The organism is Microbacterium azadirachtae, from assembly GCF_025583665.1.
In the GTDB taxonomy this organism is placed as follows: Bacteria; Actinomycetota; Actinomycetes; order Actinomycetales; family Microbacteriaceae; genus Microbacterium; species Microbacterium azadirachtae.
In genome coordinates, this window is the sequence record NZ_CP099706.1 from 1,648,760 (window position 1) to 1,665,274 (window position 16,515).

Consider the following 16,515-nt stretch of genomic DNA (forward strand, 5'->3'; position numbering starts at 1 on the left):
TTATAGCCCTATGGCGATCGAACACGACTTCTTCGGACTGCTGTCCTCGGGACCGGACGGATCGATCTTCTGGTCCGAGACGGTCGAGTTCGGCGACCACGCCCTGACCGTGGATCTGACCGCGCCGGACCAGGACGACGTGTCGTCCGAGTCGCTCGACATCGCCGCCGCCTTCGTCTCCGGACTCGAGGCCATCGACGACAAGGCCCGTCGCGGGATGCTCGCCGAGGTGGACGACCGCACGAGCGAGGTCACCGAGTACATCCTGCAGCAGCAGGAGGAGTACGGCGACGAGCTGACGGACTATCTCGTCGACGTCAGCGGCGATGCGGCCGTCGACATCATCCGCTCGCTCCGCCTGATGAGCATGACGCTGCTCGTCGATGAGCACGGCGGCAGCGAGCCGTTCGCCGTGCTCGAGTACGCCCTCGACGCCGACGGCGACGACGACGTGCTGCTGGTGAACTTCGGGTCCGACGGCTCCGTGCTGTCGGTCATGAGCGCCGACTGACGCGGGCTCGGGTCCGCGCCTGGGCTCGCTCGGCGACCTCAGGCGCGGACCGCTCGGACGGCCCCGGGCGTGCGTCTCAGACGGCCTGGGCGAAGCCCAGATCCGCACCCTCGGCGATGTGCGCCAGGTGCGGCGGGATCTCGCGACCCTTCGAGATCATCGACTGCGCCCACAGCCGGCCGGCGCGATAGGACGAGCGGACGAGGGGGCCGGCGAGAACTCCGAGGAACCCGATCCGCTCGGCCTCCTGCTTGAACGCGACGAACTCGTCCGGCTTGACCCACCGGGACACCGGCAGGTGCCGTGGCGTGGGCCGCAGGTACTGCGTGATCGTGATGATGTCGCAGCCGGCGTCGTGCAGGTCCTGCAGCGCCTGGACGACCTCCTCCGGCTCCTCGCCCATGCCGAGGATGAGGTTGGACTTGGTGATGAGTCCCGCCTCGTGCCCCTGCGTGATGACGTTGAGCGAGCGCTCGTACTGGAACGCGGGGCGGATCCGCTTGAAGATGCGCGGAACAGTCTCGACGTTGTGCGCGAACACCTCGGGACGGGCGTCGAAGATCTGGCCCAGGAAGGCGGGGTCGGCGTTGTGCTCGTTGGCGAGCAGCTCGACGCCCGTGGTCGGGTTGAGCTCGTGGATCTTGCGGACGGTCTCCGCGTTGAGCCACGCGCCCGTGTCGGGGAGGTCGTCGCGGGCGACGCTCGTGACCGTCGCGTAGCGCAGGCCCATCTGCTGCACGCTCTCCGCCACGCGGCGGGGCTCGTCGGTGTCGTAGTCGGCGGGCTTGCCGGTGTCGATCTGGCAGAAGTCGCACCGCCGCGTGCACTGGGAGCCGCCGATCAGGAAGGTGGCCTCCTTGTCCTCCCAGCATTCGAAGATGTTCGGGCAGCCGGCTTCCTGGCACACCGTGTGCAGGCCCTCGTCCTTGACGAGCGAATGCAGCGCCTTGTACTCGGGGCCCATCTTGGCCTTGGTCTTGATCCACGCGGGCTTGCGCTCGATGGGGATCTCGGCGTTGCGGATCTCCAGACGCAGAAGCTTGCGTCCCTCGGGCGCGGCGCTCATGCGGCCACCTCCGCGTACTCGGCGGCGAACCCCGCGGACACGGCGTCGACGATGTCGGCGGGGGAGATCTCGCGGCCGACGACCTCGCTCACCGTCGTCACGCCGGCGTCCGTGATGCCGCACGGGATGATCCCGCGGAACCCCGCGAGGGTGTTGTCGCAGTTGATCGCGAAGCCGTGCATCGTGACGCCCTGCTGCACGCGGACGCCGATGGCCGCGACCTTGTCCTCGCTGAGCGGACGGCGCACCCAGACGCCGCTGCGCCCGTCGACCTGATAGCCCTCTACGCCCAGCGGATGCAGCACCTCGATGAGCAGCCGCTCCAACCGGCGCACGTGCGCGACCACGTCCATGGGCTCGGGCAGGCGCACGATCGGGTAGCCGACCAGCTGGCCGGGCCCGTGCCAGGTGATCTTGCCGCCGCGGTCGACGTCGACGACGGGCGTGCCGTCCTGAGGCCGCTCCTGCGGCTCGGTGCGCTTGCCCGCGGTGTAGACGGCCTCGTGCTCCAGGAGCAGCAGGGTGTCGGGGCGCGTCCCCGCGACGACGTCGGCATGGATCCGTCGCTGCAGGTCCCATCCCTCGAGGTAGGGGACGAAGTCGGGAGCGAGTCCCGCCGTCTGGATGTCGAGCATGACCGATCCTTCTGATCGAGTTGTTGAATGCAGTTCAATAATAGTGGTGAAACGCGACCCGTGCGCTGCGCGATACGGTGGCGGGGTGAGCACCCCCGCCCGCGGCGTCGGCCGCCCCCGCGTCTCCTCGCGCGCGACCATCGCCGAGGCGGCCTGCGAGCTGTTCCTCGAGTCCGGTTACGAGGGAACGTCGATCGCCGACATCGCACAGCGTGCAGGGGTCAGCCGCTCGAGCTTCTTCAACTACTTCACGTCCAAGAGCAATGTGCTGTGGTCGGGCTTCGACGAGCGCCTCGATCGCGCGGTCGCGGCCCTCGCCGAGCCGTCGGCCGGCGCAGATCCGGAGCGGGTCGAGGCCGTGCTCTCCGCCATCCTCGACGGGGTGGAACCCGATCCGCTCGCGCTCGCCTTCGGCAACGCCCGGGCGATGGGCTTGGAGGAGGAGCTCCAGCGCGAGTCCGCGCTGCGGCAGGGTCGCCTCGCCGCCGCGTTGTCCGACGCCGCGCGCGGCGCGGGCGTCGAGCGCATCCGCGCCGACGTGCTGGGCGCCGCCTACGCGGTCGTCGTGCTGTCCTCCCTGCGAGCGTGGGCCGAGGGCGGCGCGGGGCACGGCTCCCCGCTGGGGCAGCTGCGCCACGCCCTGCCGCGGATCGCCGACCTGCACTGGGGCTGAGCGCCCTGCGCGGGCGGGGGATCGGCTCGCGTAGAATTGCACCACCATGGCTACTTTTGGCACGCTCTCCGATCGGCTCACCGAGACCTTCCGCAATCTGCGCACGAAGGGCAAGCTGTCCGCTTCCGACGTCGACGGCACCGTCCGCGAGATCCGCCGCGCGCTGCTCGACGCCGACGTCGCGCTCCCGGTCGTCAAGGACTTCACAGCGAAGGTGCGCGAGCGTGCGCTGGGCGACGAGGTCAACAAGGCGCTGAACCCGGCGCAGCAGGTCGTGCAGATCGTCAACGAGGAGCTCATCGCCATCCTCGGCGGCGAGCAGCGCCGACTGGAGTTCGCGAAGAACCCGCCGACGGTCATCATGCTCGCGGGTCTGCAGGGCTCCGGAAAGACCACCTTCGCCGGGAAGCTCGCCAAGCAGCTGCAGGGGGAGGGGCACACGCCCCTGCTCGTCGCCGCCGACCTCCAGCGCCCCAACGCCGTCACTCAGCTGACCGTCGTCGCGGAGCAGGCCGGAGCCACCATCTTCGCGCCGGAGCCGGGCAACGGCGTCGGCGATCCCGTGCGCGTCGCGCGCGACGGCGTCGAGCACGCCCGCCGCCAGCAGCACGACATCGTCATCATCGACACCGCGGGACGGCTCGGCGTCGACGCCGAGCTGATGAAGCAGGCCGCCGACATCCGCAAGGCCGTGGATCCGGATGAGGTCCTGTTCGTCATCGACGCGATGATCGGTCAGGACGCGGTCAACACCGCTAAATCGTTCCAGGACGGTGTGGACTTCACCGGCGTCGTGCTCTCCAAGCTCGACGGCGATGCCCGAGGCGGTGCCGCGCTGTCGGTCGCGTCGATCACGGGGCGCCCCATCATGTTCGCGTCGACCGGCGAGCGCCTCGAGGACCTCGAGCCGTTCCACCCGGACCGCATGGCGAGCCGGATCCTCGACCTCGGCGACATCCTCACCCTGATCGAGCAGGCGCAGCAGGCGTTCGACGAGGCCGAGGCGCTCAAGGTCGCGGAGAAGCTCGCCACCGAGACCTTCACCCTCGAGGACTTCCTCGAGCAGATGCAGCAGCTCAAGAAGATGGGCTCGATGAAGAAGATGCTCGGGATGCTCCCGGGCATGGGCCAGATGAAGCAGCAGCTCGAGGACTTCGACGAGCGCGAGATCGACCGCACCGAGGCCATCATCCGGTCGATGACGCCGGGCGAGCGACGCAACCCCAAGGTCCTCAACGGCTCGCGCCGCCTGCGCATCGCGCGCGGTTCCGGGATGACCGTGACCGACGTGAACCAGCTCGTGCAGCGCTTCGAGCAGGCGGCCAAGATGATGAAGACGGTGGCACGCGGCGGAACCCCCAACATCCCCGGCATGGGTCCCATGGCCGGCATGGGGCGTCCGGGCGCCTCGTCCAAGCGGGGGAAGAAGGGCAAGTCCTCCGGCTCCCGCTCCGGCAACCCCGCGAAGCGCGCCGCCGAGAACGCCGGTCTTGCCGCGAACCCGTCCCCGACGGGCACGGGCTTCGGCCTGGGCGGCCAGAAGGCGCCCTCCGAGGCCGACTTGGCCGAGATCCAGAAGCTCTTCGGCAAGAACTGAGGTCGGTCGAGCCCTCTCCGATGAGCGGCTGAGCGCCGCGTCGTCGCCGCGGGTCAGCCCGGGGTCCCAGGCAGCACCAGGTTGCCGAGGGCGGCCCTCGCCCCCGTGAGGGGGTCGGCGCTCGCGCGCACGCTCTCGCCGCGGCGAAGCAGCCGGACGGTCGGCGTCGCATGGTCGCCCGACCAGCCGCGCGCGGCCAGCAGCGAGCGCTCCCAGAGGAGCACGCACTCCAGGGCGACCATGAGGGCGCGATCGTCCCGCGGGCCGAGGAGGCCAATCCGCGGGAGGCCAGCCTGCTGGGCGAGTGCCTCGTGCACCGCTCTCATCTCGCGGCCGGGTTTCGAAGCCGTGCCGGGCCCGAACGTCGCGACGAACAGCCGCGCCGAGACGTCGAACACGTTCGCGCTCAGAAGCTGTTCGAGTGCGTGCACCTCGTCGGAGCTCGGCGTGCTCATCGGCGTACCCCCTGACGTCGTCCGCCGTCGGCGCGGCGAGATCGTGGGTCGCCACTCTATCGCCTCTCGAGTGCCCGGACGAGGAGACGGTTGCTCAGGCTGACTAAAACGCTATAGTCTCTCGGCAAGCCCCTGCATCGCCGGTCGGCACGGGGGGTCGAACGCAATGTCGCGCAACCTTGGAGGGTGCATTCATGGCCGAATTCAGCCGCAGAACATTCCTGACCGTGGGAGGTGCCGGACTCGGAGCGCTCCTCGTCGGGGCCTCGGCCCCGCCCGCGTCCGCCGCGAGCCGTGTCGCGATGGGGCGCCCGATGGCCGAGGCCGCAGCGGCCCCGGTGCCGGCCTCCGGGGGGACGCCGCCGGGACCGTACACCTTCGGATGGGCAGCCGACGACCTGCTCGCTTTCGACCCCGCGGCGACGCCCTGGGGGCCGCACCTGCGCTGCCTGATCCCGCGGGCGACGCGCATCGCGCCGTTCGCGGCGACCCAGGCGCATCCCGATCTGGATCCCGCGACCCGGCTGTCCACATTGACGATCGACGACGCGGGCAGCATCTACGAGGGGCACAACCAGCCGATCGGCCTGGAGCCGCAGGTCTACACGCAGCGGTACTGGTCGTACATCGACATCTGGGGCACGTGGCACGGGCAGGTCAAGGGATCGGCACCGATCGAGATGGTCGACGGCCGGCGCGCGCCCGGGCGTCCCTACGGCGTCATCGACATCCCGAACCCGGGCTGGACCGAGGCGGCGCACAAGAACGGCGCGCGGTCGATCGGGGGCTGGTTCTGGCCCCGTCCAGTCGACTTCGACGCCTTCCTGGTGCAGAACGCGGACGGCTCGTTCCCGGTCGGCGACAAGATGATCGAGATCCGCAGGTACTTCGGCTTCGACGGTCTCTTCATCAACCAGGAGGGGACGGTCACCGCCGCGCAGATCGCGAAGTTCCAGGATCTGCTGCGGTACATCAAGCGCACCGATCCGGACTTCTATCTGCAGGGCTACGACTCCGCGGACTTCGACACCGGCGTCGTCACCTACGAGAACCGGCTGAGCGAGAACAATCTTCGCTGGCTCGGCACGCCGGATGAGCCGATCTACGACTCGATCTTCATGAACTACTGGTGGCAGGCGGAGGGCGGCGGGGCCGATCCGGACCTCAGCCTGAGCGCCGCGTCGGCGCAGGCGGCCGGGCGCGATCCGCACGTGGTCGGCTTCGCCGGCGTGGAGCACCAGAAGGGCGGCTTCCGGCCGGAGGAGGACTTCGGCCGGGTCGCGGGCCCGGGACGCGCGGCGCCCACCTCGGTCGCCCTCTTCGTGGATTCGCAGATCTGGCTCGACGCATCGTGGGACGGGACGACATCGACGGTCGAGGGCCGTCGCACCTACCGGGATCTGGAGCAGCGGTTCTGGTCCGGGCCGACGGGCGATCCGCACTCCTCGGGCCGGCTCGAACCGCGCACGCCGCCGTACCGCACCGATGTGCTGAACTACCGGCAGTGGGACGGCATCGCGCACTGGATCACCGAGCGGTCCCCGTACGGAGAGCTTCCGATCGCCACCGACTTCAACATCGGGGTCGGCTCGGGGTTCTGGCTCGAGGGCGCTCAGGTGCGCAGCTGGGGGTGGGACAACATGGGGTGCGCGGACCGCTCCCTGACCTGGCAGTACTGGACGGAGGGCGGTCTTGCCGTCGCGCTCGACGAGACCGCGTCGTACGGCAGTGGGCACAGCCTGTCCCTGCGCGGATCCGGTGTCGTCCACCTCTTCAAGACGGATCTGACGACCCCCAAGTCGATGGTCGCGGACCTCCGCGCGCAGGGCGTCCAGGCCGTCGAGCTCGGCATCACGTGGAAGGACGCGCCGGCGCAGATCGACTGGCATCGGCTGAACGCCGCGGACGACGGATCCGGGTGGGCTCAGTGGGGCGCGGAGCTGGACGTGCGCGGTCGCGGCATCGCGCGCATCTCCTTGCGCACGAGCGGCGACGGCCGGCTGGGGCGCATCGTCCTGCGGGCCGCGGGGAAGCCTGCCAAGCCCGCGAAGCCCGCCGCGTTCTCCGTCGCGGATGCGGGCGATGCGGGATCGGCGCGCCGCCACCTCACATTCTCCTGGACGCTGCAGGACGACGCGACCGGCTACGACGTGTTCCAGCTGACGGGATCCGGCCAGAACTGGCTGGGCAGGGTGCACCGGGACGTGTTCTTCGCCGAGTCCGTGGACGTCGCCGCCGGGACGCGGTTCCAGCTCGTCGCGTTCGGTGCAGACGGCTCGCGGAGCGCGCCCGTGAAGGCCGCGCTCGGCGGCTGAACCCGAGGATCAGAGGGGAGAGGCCCCAGGTCCCGCCGGAGCGGAGCCTGGGGCCTCTTGTCGGAGAGCGTGCTTACTTGACGTCCTCGTCCACCCAGTCCATCGACTTCGTGACGGCCTTGTGCCACAGGCGCAGCTGGCGATCGCGCTCCGCGGCGTCCATGGTCGGCTCCCAGCGGCGGTCCTCCTGCCAGTTCGCGGACAGGTCGTCCAGACCCGTCCAGAACCCGACGGCGAGGCCGGCGGCGTAGGCCGCTCCCAGCGCCGTGGTCTCGGCGACCACGGGGCGCACGACCGGCACGCCGAGAACGTCGGCCTGGAACTGCATGAGCGCGTCGTTCGCGACCATGCCGCCGTCGACCTTGAGCTCGGTGAGGTCCACGCCGGCGTCGGCGTTGACCGCGTCGAGCACGTCGCGCGTCTGGAAGGCGACGGCCTCGAGCGCCGCGCGGGCGATGTGGTTCTTGTTCGCATAGCGCGTCAGACCGACGATGGCGCCGCGGGCGTCGGGACGCCAGTACGGCGCGAACAGGCCCGAGAACGCCGGGACGATGTACACGCCGCCGTTGTCCTCGACCTTGTCGGCCAGCTCCTCGACCTGCGGGGCCGAGTCGATGATGCCGAGCTGGTCGCGCAGCCACTGGATCAGGGATCCCGTGACGGCGATGGAGCCCTCGAGCGCGTAGTGCGTCGGACCGTCGCCGAGCTTGTAGCCCACGGTGGTGAGAAGACCGTTCTTCGAGTGGACGATCTCCTCGCCCGTGTTGAAGATCAGGAAGCAGCCCGTGCCGTAGGTGTTCTTGCTCTCGCCGGTGTTGAACGCCGCCTGGCCGAACGTGGCCGCCTGCTGGTCGCCGAGGATGCCGGCGATCGGGGTCTCGCGCAGCAGCGAGGAGTCCTCCGCCGCGCCGTACACCTCGGAGGAGGAGCGGATCGACGGCATCATCGACTTCGGCACGCCGAACGCCTCGAGGATGTCGTCGCGCCATTGCAGCGTCTCGAGGTCCATGAACATGGTCCGCGAGGCGTTGGTGACGTCCGTCGCGTGCACGCCGCCGTTCACGCCGCCGGTGAGGTTCCACAGGACCCAGCAGTCGGTCGTGCCGAAGAGCAGGTCTCCCGCCTCGGCCTTCTCGCGCGCGCCCTCGACGTTCTCCAGGATCCAGGCGATCTTGGTGCCCGAGAAGTAGGTCGCCAGGGGCAGACCGACGACCGGCTTGAACCGCTCGACGCCGCCGTCCGCCGCGAGGCGGTCGACGATGGGCTGCGTACGCGTGTCCTGCCAGACGATGGCGTTGTACACCGGCTTGCCGGTCGTCTTGTCCCAGACCACGGCGGTCTCGCGCTGGTTGGTGATGCCGACCGCCGCGATGTCGTGGCGGGTCAGGTGCGCGCGGGTGAGGGCGAGACCGATGACCTCCTGGACGTTGGCCCAGATCTCCGAAGCGTCGTGCTCGACCCAGCCGGCCTGCGGCAGGATCTGCTCGTGCTCCTTCTGACCGGTGGCGATGATGCTGCCCTTGCGGTCGAAGATGATGGCGCGGCTCGAGGTCGTGCCCTGGTCGATGGCGATGACGTAGTCAGCCATGTGCTGTTCTCCTTTGAATCAGGGTCGGGTTACTTCACGAGGTGCAGCAGCACCGGGGCGAGGAGCGCGGCGAGGACACCGCCGATGAGCGGGCCGACGACGGGCACCCAGGAGTACGCCCAGTCGCTCGAGCCCTTGCCCTTGATCGGCAGGATCGCGTGCGCGATGCGCGGGCCGAGGTCACGGGCGGGGTTGATCGCGTAGCCGGTCGGGCCACCGAGGGAGGCGCCGATCGCGACCACGAGGAGGGCGACCGGAAGCGCCGTGAGCGGGCCGAGACCCCCGGGCGTGCCGACCTTGACGTCGCCGTAGTCCGCGAACGCGAAGATCACGAAGACGAGGACGAAGGTGCCGATGATCTCCGTGACGAGGTTCCAGCCGTAGGAGCGGATCGCCGGGCCGGTCGAGAAGACGCCGAGCTTGTTGGCCGGGTCGGGCTCCTCGTCGAAGTGCTGCTTGTACGCGAGCCAGCACAGCACGGCGCCGATGATGGCGCCGAGGAGCTCAGCCCCGGTGGCGACGAGGAACATCGTGAAGGTGATCTTGCCGGCGACCAGCAGGCCGATTCCGACAGCCGGGTTCAGGATCGCACCCGAGTACGCCGAGACGAGCACACCGGCGAAGACCGCCAGGCCCCATCCCCAGTTGACCATCAGGAATCCGCCGCCATTGCCCTTGTTCTTGGCGAGGGCGACGTTCGCGACGACGCCGCAGCCGAGCAGCAGCAGCATCGCCGTTCCGACGAGTTCGGACAGGAAGTACAGTCCGAGATTCGGTTCAGTCATGTCTCCATTGACCTTTCGCAGAGCACCGGCCCCTCTGCCGATGCGGTGTTCGAGATGGACGCCGATGAGGGCGGCGGGGGAACCTCGTTACCCGTGGGTGCGGGCGCTGAGGGACAATCCGTGGCGGGTGTTGAGCAGATCGCGGGTGAGCTCGACCTCACGGGCGGTCCGCGCGCGGTCCCAGCCCTTGAGCGGGGCCAGCGCCTCGGCGACCTCTTCGAGGATGTCCTCGGTGACGTCGCCCGTGAACGCGAGGCTGGTGCGGCGCAGGATGACGTCCTCGAGGCGCACGATCAGCTCGTTCTGCACCATCCACTCGAGCTCCCGGGTGGACAGCTGACCGCCCGCCAGAGGCGCGTCCGGACCCTGCTCGACGTACTGCCACACGTCGGCGGCGCGGGTGCCGTAGCGCTTGAGCAGCGCCTCGGCGCGATCGCCGGCGCCGGGCAGGTTCTGCGAGATCCAGGCGGCGCGGGCGGCGTCGCCCTGGGGGTACCCCTTGCCGCCGCCGATCGCGCGGCCGAGCGTCGAGACGACACGGGTGCGGCCGAGCAGTTCCAGGATCTTGTCCGACAGCGACTCGCCGAGGGCGCGGAACGTCGTCCACTTGCCGCCCACCAGGCTGAGGTGCGGGACGGCGCGGCTGTTGTCCACCTCGACGCGGTAGTCGCGCGAGACGAAGCCCGGGGCGGTGTCCTCGTGGCGGGGGAGCGGACGGATGCCGCTGAAGCGGTAGACGATCTGGTCGCGGTTCACGTCGATGGCCGGGAAGACGTGGTGGACGAGGTCGAAGAAGTAGTCGACCTCCTCCTCGGTGCACAGCGGCACCTCGCGCGGATCCGCGTCGATGTCGGTCGTGCCGACCATGACCTTGCCCTTGAGCGGGTAGATCAGCACGATGCGCCCGTCGGAGTGCTCGAAGAAGATCTCGCGGCCGCGGGTCGCGGCGAGCAGCTCCGGGTTGTCCAGCACGATGTGCGACCCCTTGGTCCCGCCCATGAACCGCGTCAGCTCGCCCATGGCCTCGTTGGTGAGGTCGGTCCACGGGCCGGACGTGTTCACGACGACGTCGGCGGCGATGGAGAACTCGGTGCCGCTCTCGCGGTCGCGCACCAGCACGGCCTCGCCGTCGTGGCCGATCGCCTCGACGTAGTTGAGCGCCCGCGCGCCAGGGTGGGCCGCGCGCCCGTCCTGGAGGACGTCGAGGGCGAGGCGCTCCGGGTCGTGCATCGACGCGTCGTAGTACGTCGCCGTGTACTTGATCTTCGGATCCATCGCGGGCAGCTCGGCGAGCGACTTCTTGCGTCCGAGGAACTTGTGCCGCGGCACCGTTCCGCCGTCACGGGAGAAGGTGTCGTAGATGGTGAGGCCCATCTTGATGAGGAACGCACCGCGCTCCTGCGGCTTGCCCGACTTGTGCGTCAGGAAGCGCAGCGGCGCGGAGAGGATCCCCGAGAACGTCGAGTAGATCGGGATGGTGGTCTGCAGCGGCTTGACGTAGTGGGGCGCGATCTTGATCAGGCCGTTGCGCTCGGTGACCGACTCCTTGACCAGGCGGAACTCGCCGTTCTCCAGGTAGCGGATGCCGCCGTGGATCATGTGGCTCGACGCCGACGAGGCGCCGGAGGCGAAGTCTCCGCGCTCGACCAGCACGACGTCGACGCCCTGCAGGGCGAGATCCCGGAAGGTGGAGATGCCGTTGATCCCTCCGCCGATCACCAGCACCGTGGTGCGTCCGGCCTCGCGGACCTCGGTCACCTCGGGGCGTTCCTCGGCGTTGTGGATGTGGTCGGTCATCATCGTCTCCTTCCCGATTTCTCACAGCTTTCCCCCAGGCGCCCTTATGGTCAAGCAAGCTGCACGAATGTGCAAGAATCGGTCGGATCACTACGCGAAGGGCCGGAAATGTCTGAACGGAAGCGCCAGTCCAAGGCGGCGGCGGCCCTCACCGCGGCGCGCCTGTACTACCTGCAGGACAAGACCATGGATGTCATCGCCGAGGAGCTCGGGACCTCGCGATCGTCGGTCTCGCGCCTGCTCAGCTACGCCCGCGAGGTGGGCCTCGTCGACATCCGGATCAACTCGCCGCTCGAGCATGCGGGAGAGCTCGAGCAGCAGCTGCACGATCGCCTGCAGGTCACCGCGCACGTCGTGCCGATGCCGGAGAGCGTCACCGAGGTGGAGCGCCTCGAGCGGGTGGCGCTGACCGCCGGCCGTCTGCTGACTCAGGTCATCGACTCGAACATGGTGGTCGGACTCGCGTGGGGATCCACCATCAGCGCGGTCAGCCGTGAGCTCGGTCAGAAGGAGACGCGCGGCACGACCATCGTGCAGCTGAACGGCGCGGGCAACACGCTCACGAGCGGTGTGGAGTACTCGAGCGAGATCCTGCAGCGCTTCGGATCCGCGTTCGGCGCGCAGGTGCAGCAGTTCCCCGTGCCGGCGTTCTTCGACGACCCCCGCACCCGCGAGGCGATGTGGCGGGAGCGCAGCACCCTGCGCGTGCTGGACCTGCAGGCGAAGATGGACCTCGCCGTGTTCAGCGTCGGATCGCCCAGCGCCGAGGTGCCCAGCCGCGTGTACGTCGGCGGCTACCTCGGCAGGGAGGACTACCGGAGCCTGCGCGAGGACCGTGCGATCGGCGACGTGGCGACGGTCTTCTTCCGCGCGGACGGCACCTGGAAGGACATCGCGGTGAACGCCAGGGCGACCGGACCGGGGCTCGATCGCCTGCGGCGGGTCGCGCGGAGGTTCTGCGTCGTCGCGGGTGCGCAGAAGCTGCCGTCGCTGCGTGCGGCGATCGGCGCGCGCCTCGTCACCGATGTCGTGCTGGACGAGGGGCTCGCGCGTCAGCTCGTCGAGGGATGACCCGGAGGACTCCTGAGGCGCCGCGCGCGTCGCGCGGGCCCCTCAGAGCGTCTCGGGCCCGGAGCGGAACTCGCGGATGAGGTGACCCACGACCTCGTGCAGATCTCCGCCTGTCGCGTCGGCGACCGAGACCTGGCGCTCGTAGCTGGCGCCTCCGTCGAGGATGTCGGCCACACCGCGGAACTGCGTGGAGCACTGCAGGTCTGCGGCGACGGGGGCGAGACGCTCGAGCTCCTCCGCCAGATGCGCGCGCACGGAGCGCTGCGTGCCGTCGGGGGCCACGATCACCTCGGCGTCGAGTCCGTAGCGGGCGGCGCGCCACTTGTTCTCGCGATGGAACCACGGACTCAGCGTCGGCAGCGCGCGCCCCTCGTCGAGGTCGCGGGAGAACGACTCCACCAGCACCTGGGTGAGCGCCGCCACGGCCGCCAGTTCGCGCAGGGTGGACATGCCGTCGCACGCGCGCACCTCGATCGTGCCCCAGCGCGGGGCGGGCCGGATGTCCCAGCGCACCTCGGTGGCGTCGGTCATCACGCCCGTGCGCACCATGTCGTCGAGGTACGACTCATAGGCCGCCCAGTCGGCGAGGGGCCACGGGAGGCCGGCGGTCGGGAGCTGCTGGAAGACGAGAGCGCGATTCGACGCGTAGCCGGTGCGCTCGCCGGCCCAGAACGGGCTCGAGGCCGCGAGCGCCTGGAGATGGGGGAGATAGGCGGTCAGCGCGCCGACGATCGGGAGCACCTTGTCCCTGTCCTCCACGCCGACGTGCACGTGGATGCCCCAGATCATCATGTTGCGACCCCACCACTGCGTCTTCTCGATGAGCGAGTGGTAGCGCGTCTTGTCCGTCACCTGCTGGTCGTACCACTGCGCGAACGGGTGACTGCCTGCGGAGAGCAGCTCGATGCCGGCCGGATCCGTCGCCGCGCGCACCGCGGCGATCGCGGCGGCGATGTCGCCCACGGCGTCCGCGACGGTGGCTCCGACTCCGCTGGTGACCTCGATCGTGTTGGTCAGCAGCTCGCCCGTGACCGTGTGCCGCTCGTCGGCACTGGCGTGCTCCAGGTCGCGCAGCAGCTCGGGCGCGCGGCCGACGAGATCTCCGGATTCGGGATCGGCGAGCATGAGCTCCCACTCCAGACCCACGGTGGAGCGTCGCGAGGAGGCGAACTCGATCGGCATGTGACCTCGATTCGGGACGGAGATCGTCGGCCAATGATCGCATGACCGGCTCCGGGGCCCTCATTCCGTGTCGCCGCGCGACATGATCGACACGACGCGGTGTCGTTTCGCGGGTTCGGGCCGGATCTGGCAGAATGGACAGCTGGATCGCCGCTCGACCCTCTATCCGGCCGCGATCCACCCGCAGAGCTTCCACCGGGTGTGCACCCCACGCTTCTGGTGATCAGTTCGTCTTCCTTCCACACCATTCAGGAGAATCGTGGCTGTCAAGATCCGTCTCAAGCGCCTGGGCAAGATCCGCGCGCCGTACTACCGCATCGTCGTCGCCGACTCGCGCACCAAGCGCGATGGTCGTGTGATCGAGGAGATCGGCAAGTACCACCCCACCGAGGAGCCCTCGTTCATCGAGGTCGACTCCGAGCGGGCGCAGTACTGGCTGTCGGTCGGCGCTCAGCCGACCGAGCAGGTCGCCGCCATCCTCAAGATCACGGGCGACTGGGGCATCTTCAAGGGCGACAAGGACGCGAAGTCCACCCTCAAGGTCGCCGAGGCCAAGGCCGACTTCCAGGCGGACACCGCCAAGAAGTCCGTCATCAAGCCCAAGGCCGAGAAGAAGGCGGAGGCCCCCGTCGAGGAGGCTGCCGCTGAGGCCCCCGCCGAGGACGCAGCCGAGGCTGCGACCGACGCGGAGTAATCCGTCGTGCTGGCTGCCGCGCTCGAGCACATCGTCTCGGGGATCGTCGATCACCCGGAGGATGTCACCATCACCGCCTCCTCGTCGCCTCGCGGCGAGGTCCTCGAGGTGCACGTGCACCCCGACGACCGAGGACGCGTGATCGGGCGCGGCGGCCGCACCGCCAAGGCCCTGCGCACGCTGATCACCGCGCTCGCGGACGGACGTCGCGTGCGCGTCGACGTCGCGGACGACTGAGCGTGGCCGTCTCCGACCGCGCATCCGGCCGCAACCAGCTGCGGGTGGGGCGCCTCGTCAAGGCGCACGGGCTCAAGGGCGCCCTCAAGCTGGAGCTGTACACCGATGATCCCGCCGGACGGTTCAGGCCCGGCGCGGAGTTCACGTTGCAGGTGCCCGAGGCATCTCCGTGGCACGGCAAGACCATCACGGTCCGCGAGCACCGCGTGATGAACGGCAGCTCCGTCGTCTTCTTCGACGGCGTCGAGGACCGTACCGCGGCCGAGGGCCTCGTCAAGGCGATCCTCTGGATCGACCAGGACGACACCGAGGAGCCCGAGGACGACGCCTGGTACGACCATCAGCTCACCGGACTCGACGTCGTGCGCGACGACGTCGTCGTCGGGCGCGTGGTCCGCGTCGACCATCTGCCCGCGCAGGACCTGCTGATCGTCCGGACCTCGACCGGCGGCGCCGCCTCCGAGATCATGGTGCCTTTCGTGTCCGCGATCGTGCCGACCGTGGACGTCGCCGCAGGCCGGATCGTCGTCACGCCCCCTCCGGGGCTCTTCGAGGAGCTCGCCGACGAGGACGGTCCCGTCGACGTCGCCGACCAGGACGCGCCCGGTGCGGATTGACGTCGTCTCGATCTTCCCGTCGTACTTCGACGGGCTGACGCTGTCGCTGCTCGGCAAGGCGCAGAGCACCGGGATCCTCGATCTGCGGATCCACGACCTGCGTGACTGGACGCACGACCGCCACCGCACGGTCGACGACACCCCGTACGGGGGCGGCGCCGGCATGGTCATGAAGCCCGAGCCCTGGGGGCTCGCCCTGGACCAGCTCGCTGCCGGAGCGGACGGCGGCCCGCGTCCCACCATCATCTTCCCCTCGCCCGCTGGAGAGGTCTTCCACCAGTCCACGGCGCGCGAGCTCGCGGATCGGGAGCACCTGATCTTCGGCTGCGGACGCTATGAGGGCATCGACGAACGGGTCTTCGAGGAGGCGGCCGAGCTCGGCGAGGTGCGGCTGATCAGCCTCGGCGACTACGTGCTCAACGGGGGAGAGGTCGCCGTCATGGCGATGGTCGAGGCGATCGGCCGACTGATCCCCGGCGTGGTCGGCAACCCGGAGAGCCTCGTCGAGGAGTCCCACGAGGACGGGCTGCTGGAGTACCCCTCCTATACCAAGCCCTCCGTATGGCGCGACCGGGAGGTGCCGCCGATCCTGCTCAGCGGCAACCACGGCGCGATCGCGGCCTGGCGGCGCGAGCAGCAGGTCGAACGCACGCGGCGGCGTCGTCCCGACCTGCTCGCCGGCGAGGACTGAACCCGCCGACGACGAAGGCCGGGCACGCACAGCGCACCCGGCCCGGTCTGTGCGCTCAGCCGCAGGTGTAGGTGCTCCCGTTCACCTGCCAGGTGCCGGGGCCGAGCTCGAGGCACATTTGGACGATGTTGCTGAACACCATCACGCCGATGACGATCGCGACGATCTCGACGATGAGGATCACCGCCGCGATGATGATGCCGGCGATGGCGAGCCCCGCCGAGGCGTGCGCCTTGCGCAGCTTGACGGCGGCGACGATGCTCAGGATCAAGCCGAGCAGCGGGAACAGGAACGCCAGGATGAGACCCGCGATCGCGAGTCCCTTCCCCGGCACCGGCGCGGGCACGGCGTAGGGGGCGGGGGCTTGCGGGGCTCCGGGAGCCTGTGCCGATCCGTACGGAGAGGGCTCGGGCTGCGACGGCCCTGGGGGTCCGTAGCCCTGCGGAGCGGCCGGAGCGGCCGCGGGTGCGGAGTACGCGGGTGTCGGCGGGACCGGGGGAGCCGGCGGGGCCGCGGGGGACGGATAGGGCGCCGGCGGTCCGCTCTGGGGAGCGGGCTGGCCGGGCTGTTCGGGGTAGGTCATGCGCTCCTCCTGGGGGGA

17 protein-coding genes are annotated in these 16,515 nt (G+C 69.8%); 9 read left to right on the top strand and 8 right to left on the bottom strand.

Annotated elements, in window-relative coordinates; genetic code table 11:
- Nucleotides 1–10: 10 nt before the first annotated feature.
- Entirely contained in the window at nucleotides 11–511 is a 501-nt protein-coding gene (locus tag NFX31_RS07780; protein ID WP_045252199.1) for a DUF2004 domain-containing protein, read from the top strand.
- Nucleotides 512–587: 76 nt separating this feature from the next.
- Here the strand turns inward: NFX31_RS07780 and lipA are convergent, their stop codons facing one another.
- Nucleotides 588–1,577, bottom strand: a complete 990-nt coding sequence (gene lipA, locus NFX31_RS07785) for a lipoyl synthase (RefSeq protein ID WP_262957122.1) — start codon at nucleotides 1,575–1,577, stop codon at nucleotides 588–590.
- Nucleotides 1,574–2,212 carry a lipoyl(octanoyl) transferase LipB gene (lipB, locus tag NFX31_RS07790; RefSeq protein ID WP_045252197.1) on the bottom strand — a complete coding sequence of 213 codons (639 nt, stop codon included), beginning with the start codon at nucleotides 2,210–2,212 and terminating at the stop codon, nucleotides 1,574–1,576. The genes lipA and lipB overlap by 4 nt, the downstream gene beginning before the upstream one ends.
- Nucleotides 2,213–2,297: 85 nt before the next feature.
- Here lipB and NFX31_RS07795 point away from each other — a divergent pair, with 85 nt between their 5' ends.
- On the top strand, nucleotides 2,298–2,885 hold the full coding sequence (locus NFX31_RS07795; RefSeq protein WP_045252196.1) for a TetR/AcrR family transcriptional regulator: 588 nt from the start codon (nucleotides 2,298–2,300) through the stop codon (nucleotides 2,883–2,885).
- Nucleotides 2,886–2,931: 46 nt separating this feature from the next.
- The gene (gene ffh / locus NFX31_RS07800; RefSeq protein WP_262957123.1) at nucleotides 2,932–4,482 is read left to right on the top strand and encodes a signal recognition particle protein; all 1,551 of its coding nucleotides are present in this window, start codon (nucleotides 2,932–2,934) and stop codon (nucleotides 4,480–4,482) included.
- Between the two features lie 53 nt (nucleotides 4,483–4,535).
- Here the strand turns inward: ffh and NFX31_RS07805 are convergent, their stop codons facing one another.
- Nucleotides 4,536–4,937 (bottom strand): hypothetical protein, encoded by a 402-nt coding sequence (locus NFX31_RS07805; RefSeq protein WP_045252194.1) that lies wholly within the window; start codon nucleotides 4,935–4,937, stop codon nucleotides 4,536–4,538.
- Nucleotides 4,938–5,251: 314 nt separating this feature from the next.
- On the opposite strand from NFX31_RS07805, the gene NFX31_RS07810 reads away from it, so the two are divergent.
- The gene (locus NFX31_RS07810; RefSeq protein WP_262957124.1) at nucleotides 5,252–7,252 is read left to right on the top strand and encodes an endo-beta-N-acetylglucosaminidase; all 2,001 of its coding nucleotides are present in this window, start codon (nucleotides 5,252–5,254) and stop codon (nucleotides 7,250–7,252) included.
- Between the two features lie 73 nt (nucleotides 7,253–7,325).
- On the opposite strand, the gene glpK is transcribed toward NFX31_RS07810, so the two are convergent.
- The 3 genes from glpK to NFX31_RS07825 all read right to left on the bottom strand — a co-directional run bounded on the left by glpK (nucleotide 7,326) and on the right by NFX31_RS07825 (nucleotide 11,422).
- Nucleotides 7,326–8,840 carry a glycerol kinase GlpK gene (glpK, locus tag NFX31_RS07815; RefSeq protein WP_091476078.1) on the bottom strand — a complete coding sequence of 505 codons (1,515 nt, stop codon included), beginning with the start codon at nucleotides 8,838–8,840 and terminating at the stop codon, nucleotides 7,326–7,328.
- Nucleotides 8,841–8,869: 29 nt separating this feature from the next.
- Complete coding sequence (locus NFX31_RS07820; RefSeq protein ID WP_091476082.1) at nucleotides 8,870–9,625, bottom strand: MIP/aquaporin family protein; 756 nt, start codon at nucleotides 9,623–9,625, stop codon at nucleotides 8,870–8,872.
- An 87-nt stretch (nucleotides 9,626–9,712) separates the two neighbouring features.
- Complete coding sequence (locus tag NFX31_RS07825) at nucleotides 9,713–11,422, bottom strand: glycerol-3-phosphate dehydrogenase/oxidase (protein WP_262957125.1); 1,710 nt, start codon at nucleotides 11,420–11,422, stop codon at nucleotides 9,713–9,715.
- Between the two features lie 108 nt (nucleotides 11,423–11,530).
- Between NFX31_RS07825 and NFX31_RS07830 the strand changes: the two genes are divergently transcribed.
- Complete coding sequence (locus NFX31_RS07830) at nucleotides 11,531–12,493, top strand: sugar-binding transcriptional regulator (protein WP_045252189.1); 963 nt, start codon at nucleotides 11,531–11,533, stop codon at nucleotides 12,491–12,493.
- 42 nt (nucleotides 12,494–12,535) lie between these two features.
- Here the strand turns inward: NFX31_RS07830 and NFX31_RS07835 are convergent, their stop codons facing one another.
- Nucleotides 12,536–13,675 carry a glutamate--cysteine ligase gene (locus NFX31_RS07835; RefSeq protein WP_091476117.1) on the bottom strand — a complete coding sequence of 380 codons (1,140 nt, stop codon included), beginning with the start codon at nucleotides 13,673–13,675 and terminating at the stop codon, nucleotides 12,536–12,538.
- A 259-nt stretch (nucleotides 13,676–13,934) separates the two neighbouring features.
- Between NFX31_RS07835 and rpsP the strand changes: the two genes are divergently transcribed.
- Genes rpsP through trmD form a run of 4 tightly spaced genes read left to right on the top strand, consistent with a single transcriptional unit; the run spans nucleotide 13,935 to nucleotide 15,914 of the window.
- The gene (gene rpsP / locus NFX31_RS07840; RefSeq protein WP_091476122.1) at nucleotides 13,935–14,369 is read left to right on the top strand and encodes a 30S ribosomal protein S16; all 435 of its coding nucleotides are present in this window, start codon (nucleotides 13,935–13,937) and stop codon (nucleotides 14,367–14,369) included.
- A 6-nt stretch (nucleotides 14,370–14,375) separates the two neighbouring features.
- Nucleotides 14,376–14,606 (top strand): RNA-binding protein, encoded by a 231-nt coding sequence (locus NFX31_RS07845; protein WP_045252186.1) that lies wholly within the window; start codon nucleotides 14,376–14,378, stop codon nucleotides 14,604–14,606.
- 2 nt (nucleotides 14,607–14,608) lie between these two features.
- Nucleotides 14,609–15,223, top strand: a complete 615-nt coding sequence (gene rimM / locus NFX31_RS07850; RefSeq protein WP_091476126.1) for a ribosome maturation factor RimM — start codon at nucleotides 14,609–14,611, stop codon at nucleotides 15,221–15,223.
- Nucleotides 15,213–15,914, top strand: coding sequence for a tRNA (guanosine(37)-N1)-methyltransferase TrmD (trmD, locus tag NFX31_RS07855; protein WP_045252184.1), 702 nt, complete (start codon nucleotides 15,213–15,215; stop codon nucleotides 15,912–15,914). The genes rimM and trmD overlap by 11 nt, the downstream gene beginning before the upstream one ends.
- Nucleotides 15,915–15,969: 55 nt before the next feature.
- On the opposite strand, the gene NFX31_RS07860 is transcribed toward trmD, so the two are convergent.
- Nucleotides 15,970–16,497, bottom strand: a complete 528-nt coding sequence (locus NFX31_RS07860) for a hypothetical protein (protein ID WP_262957126.1) — start codon at nucleotides 16,495–16,497, stop codon at nucleotides 15,970–15,972.
- Nucleotides 16,498–16,515: the final 18 nt, after the last annotated feature.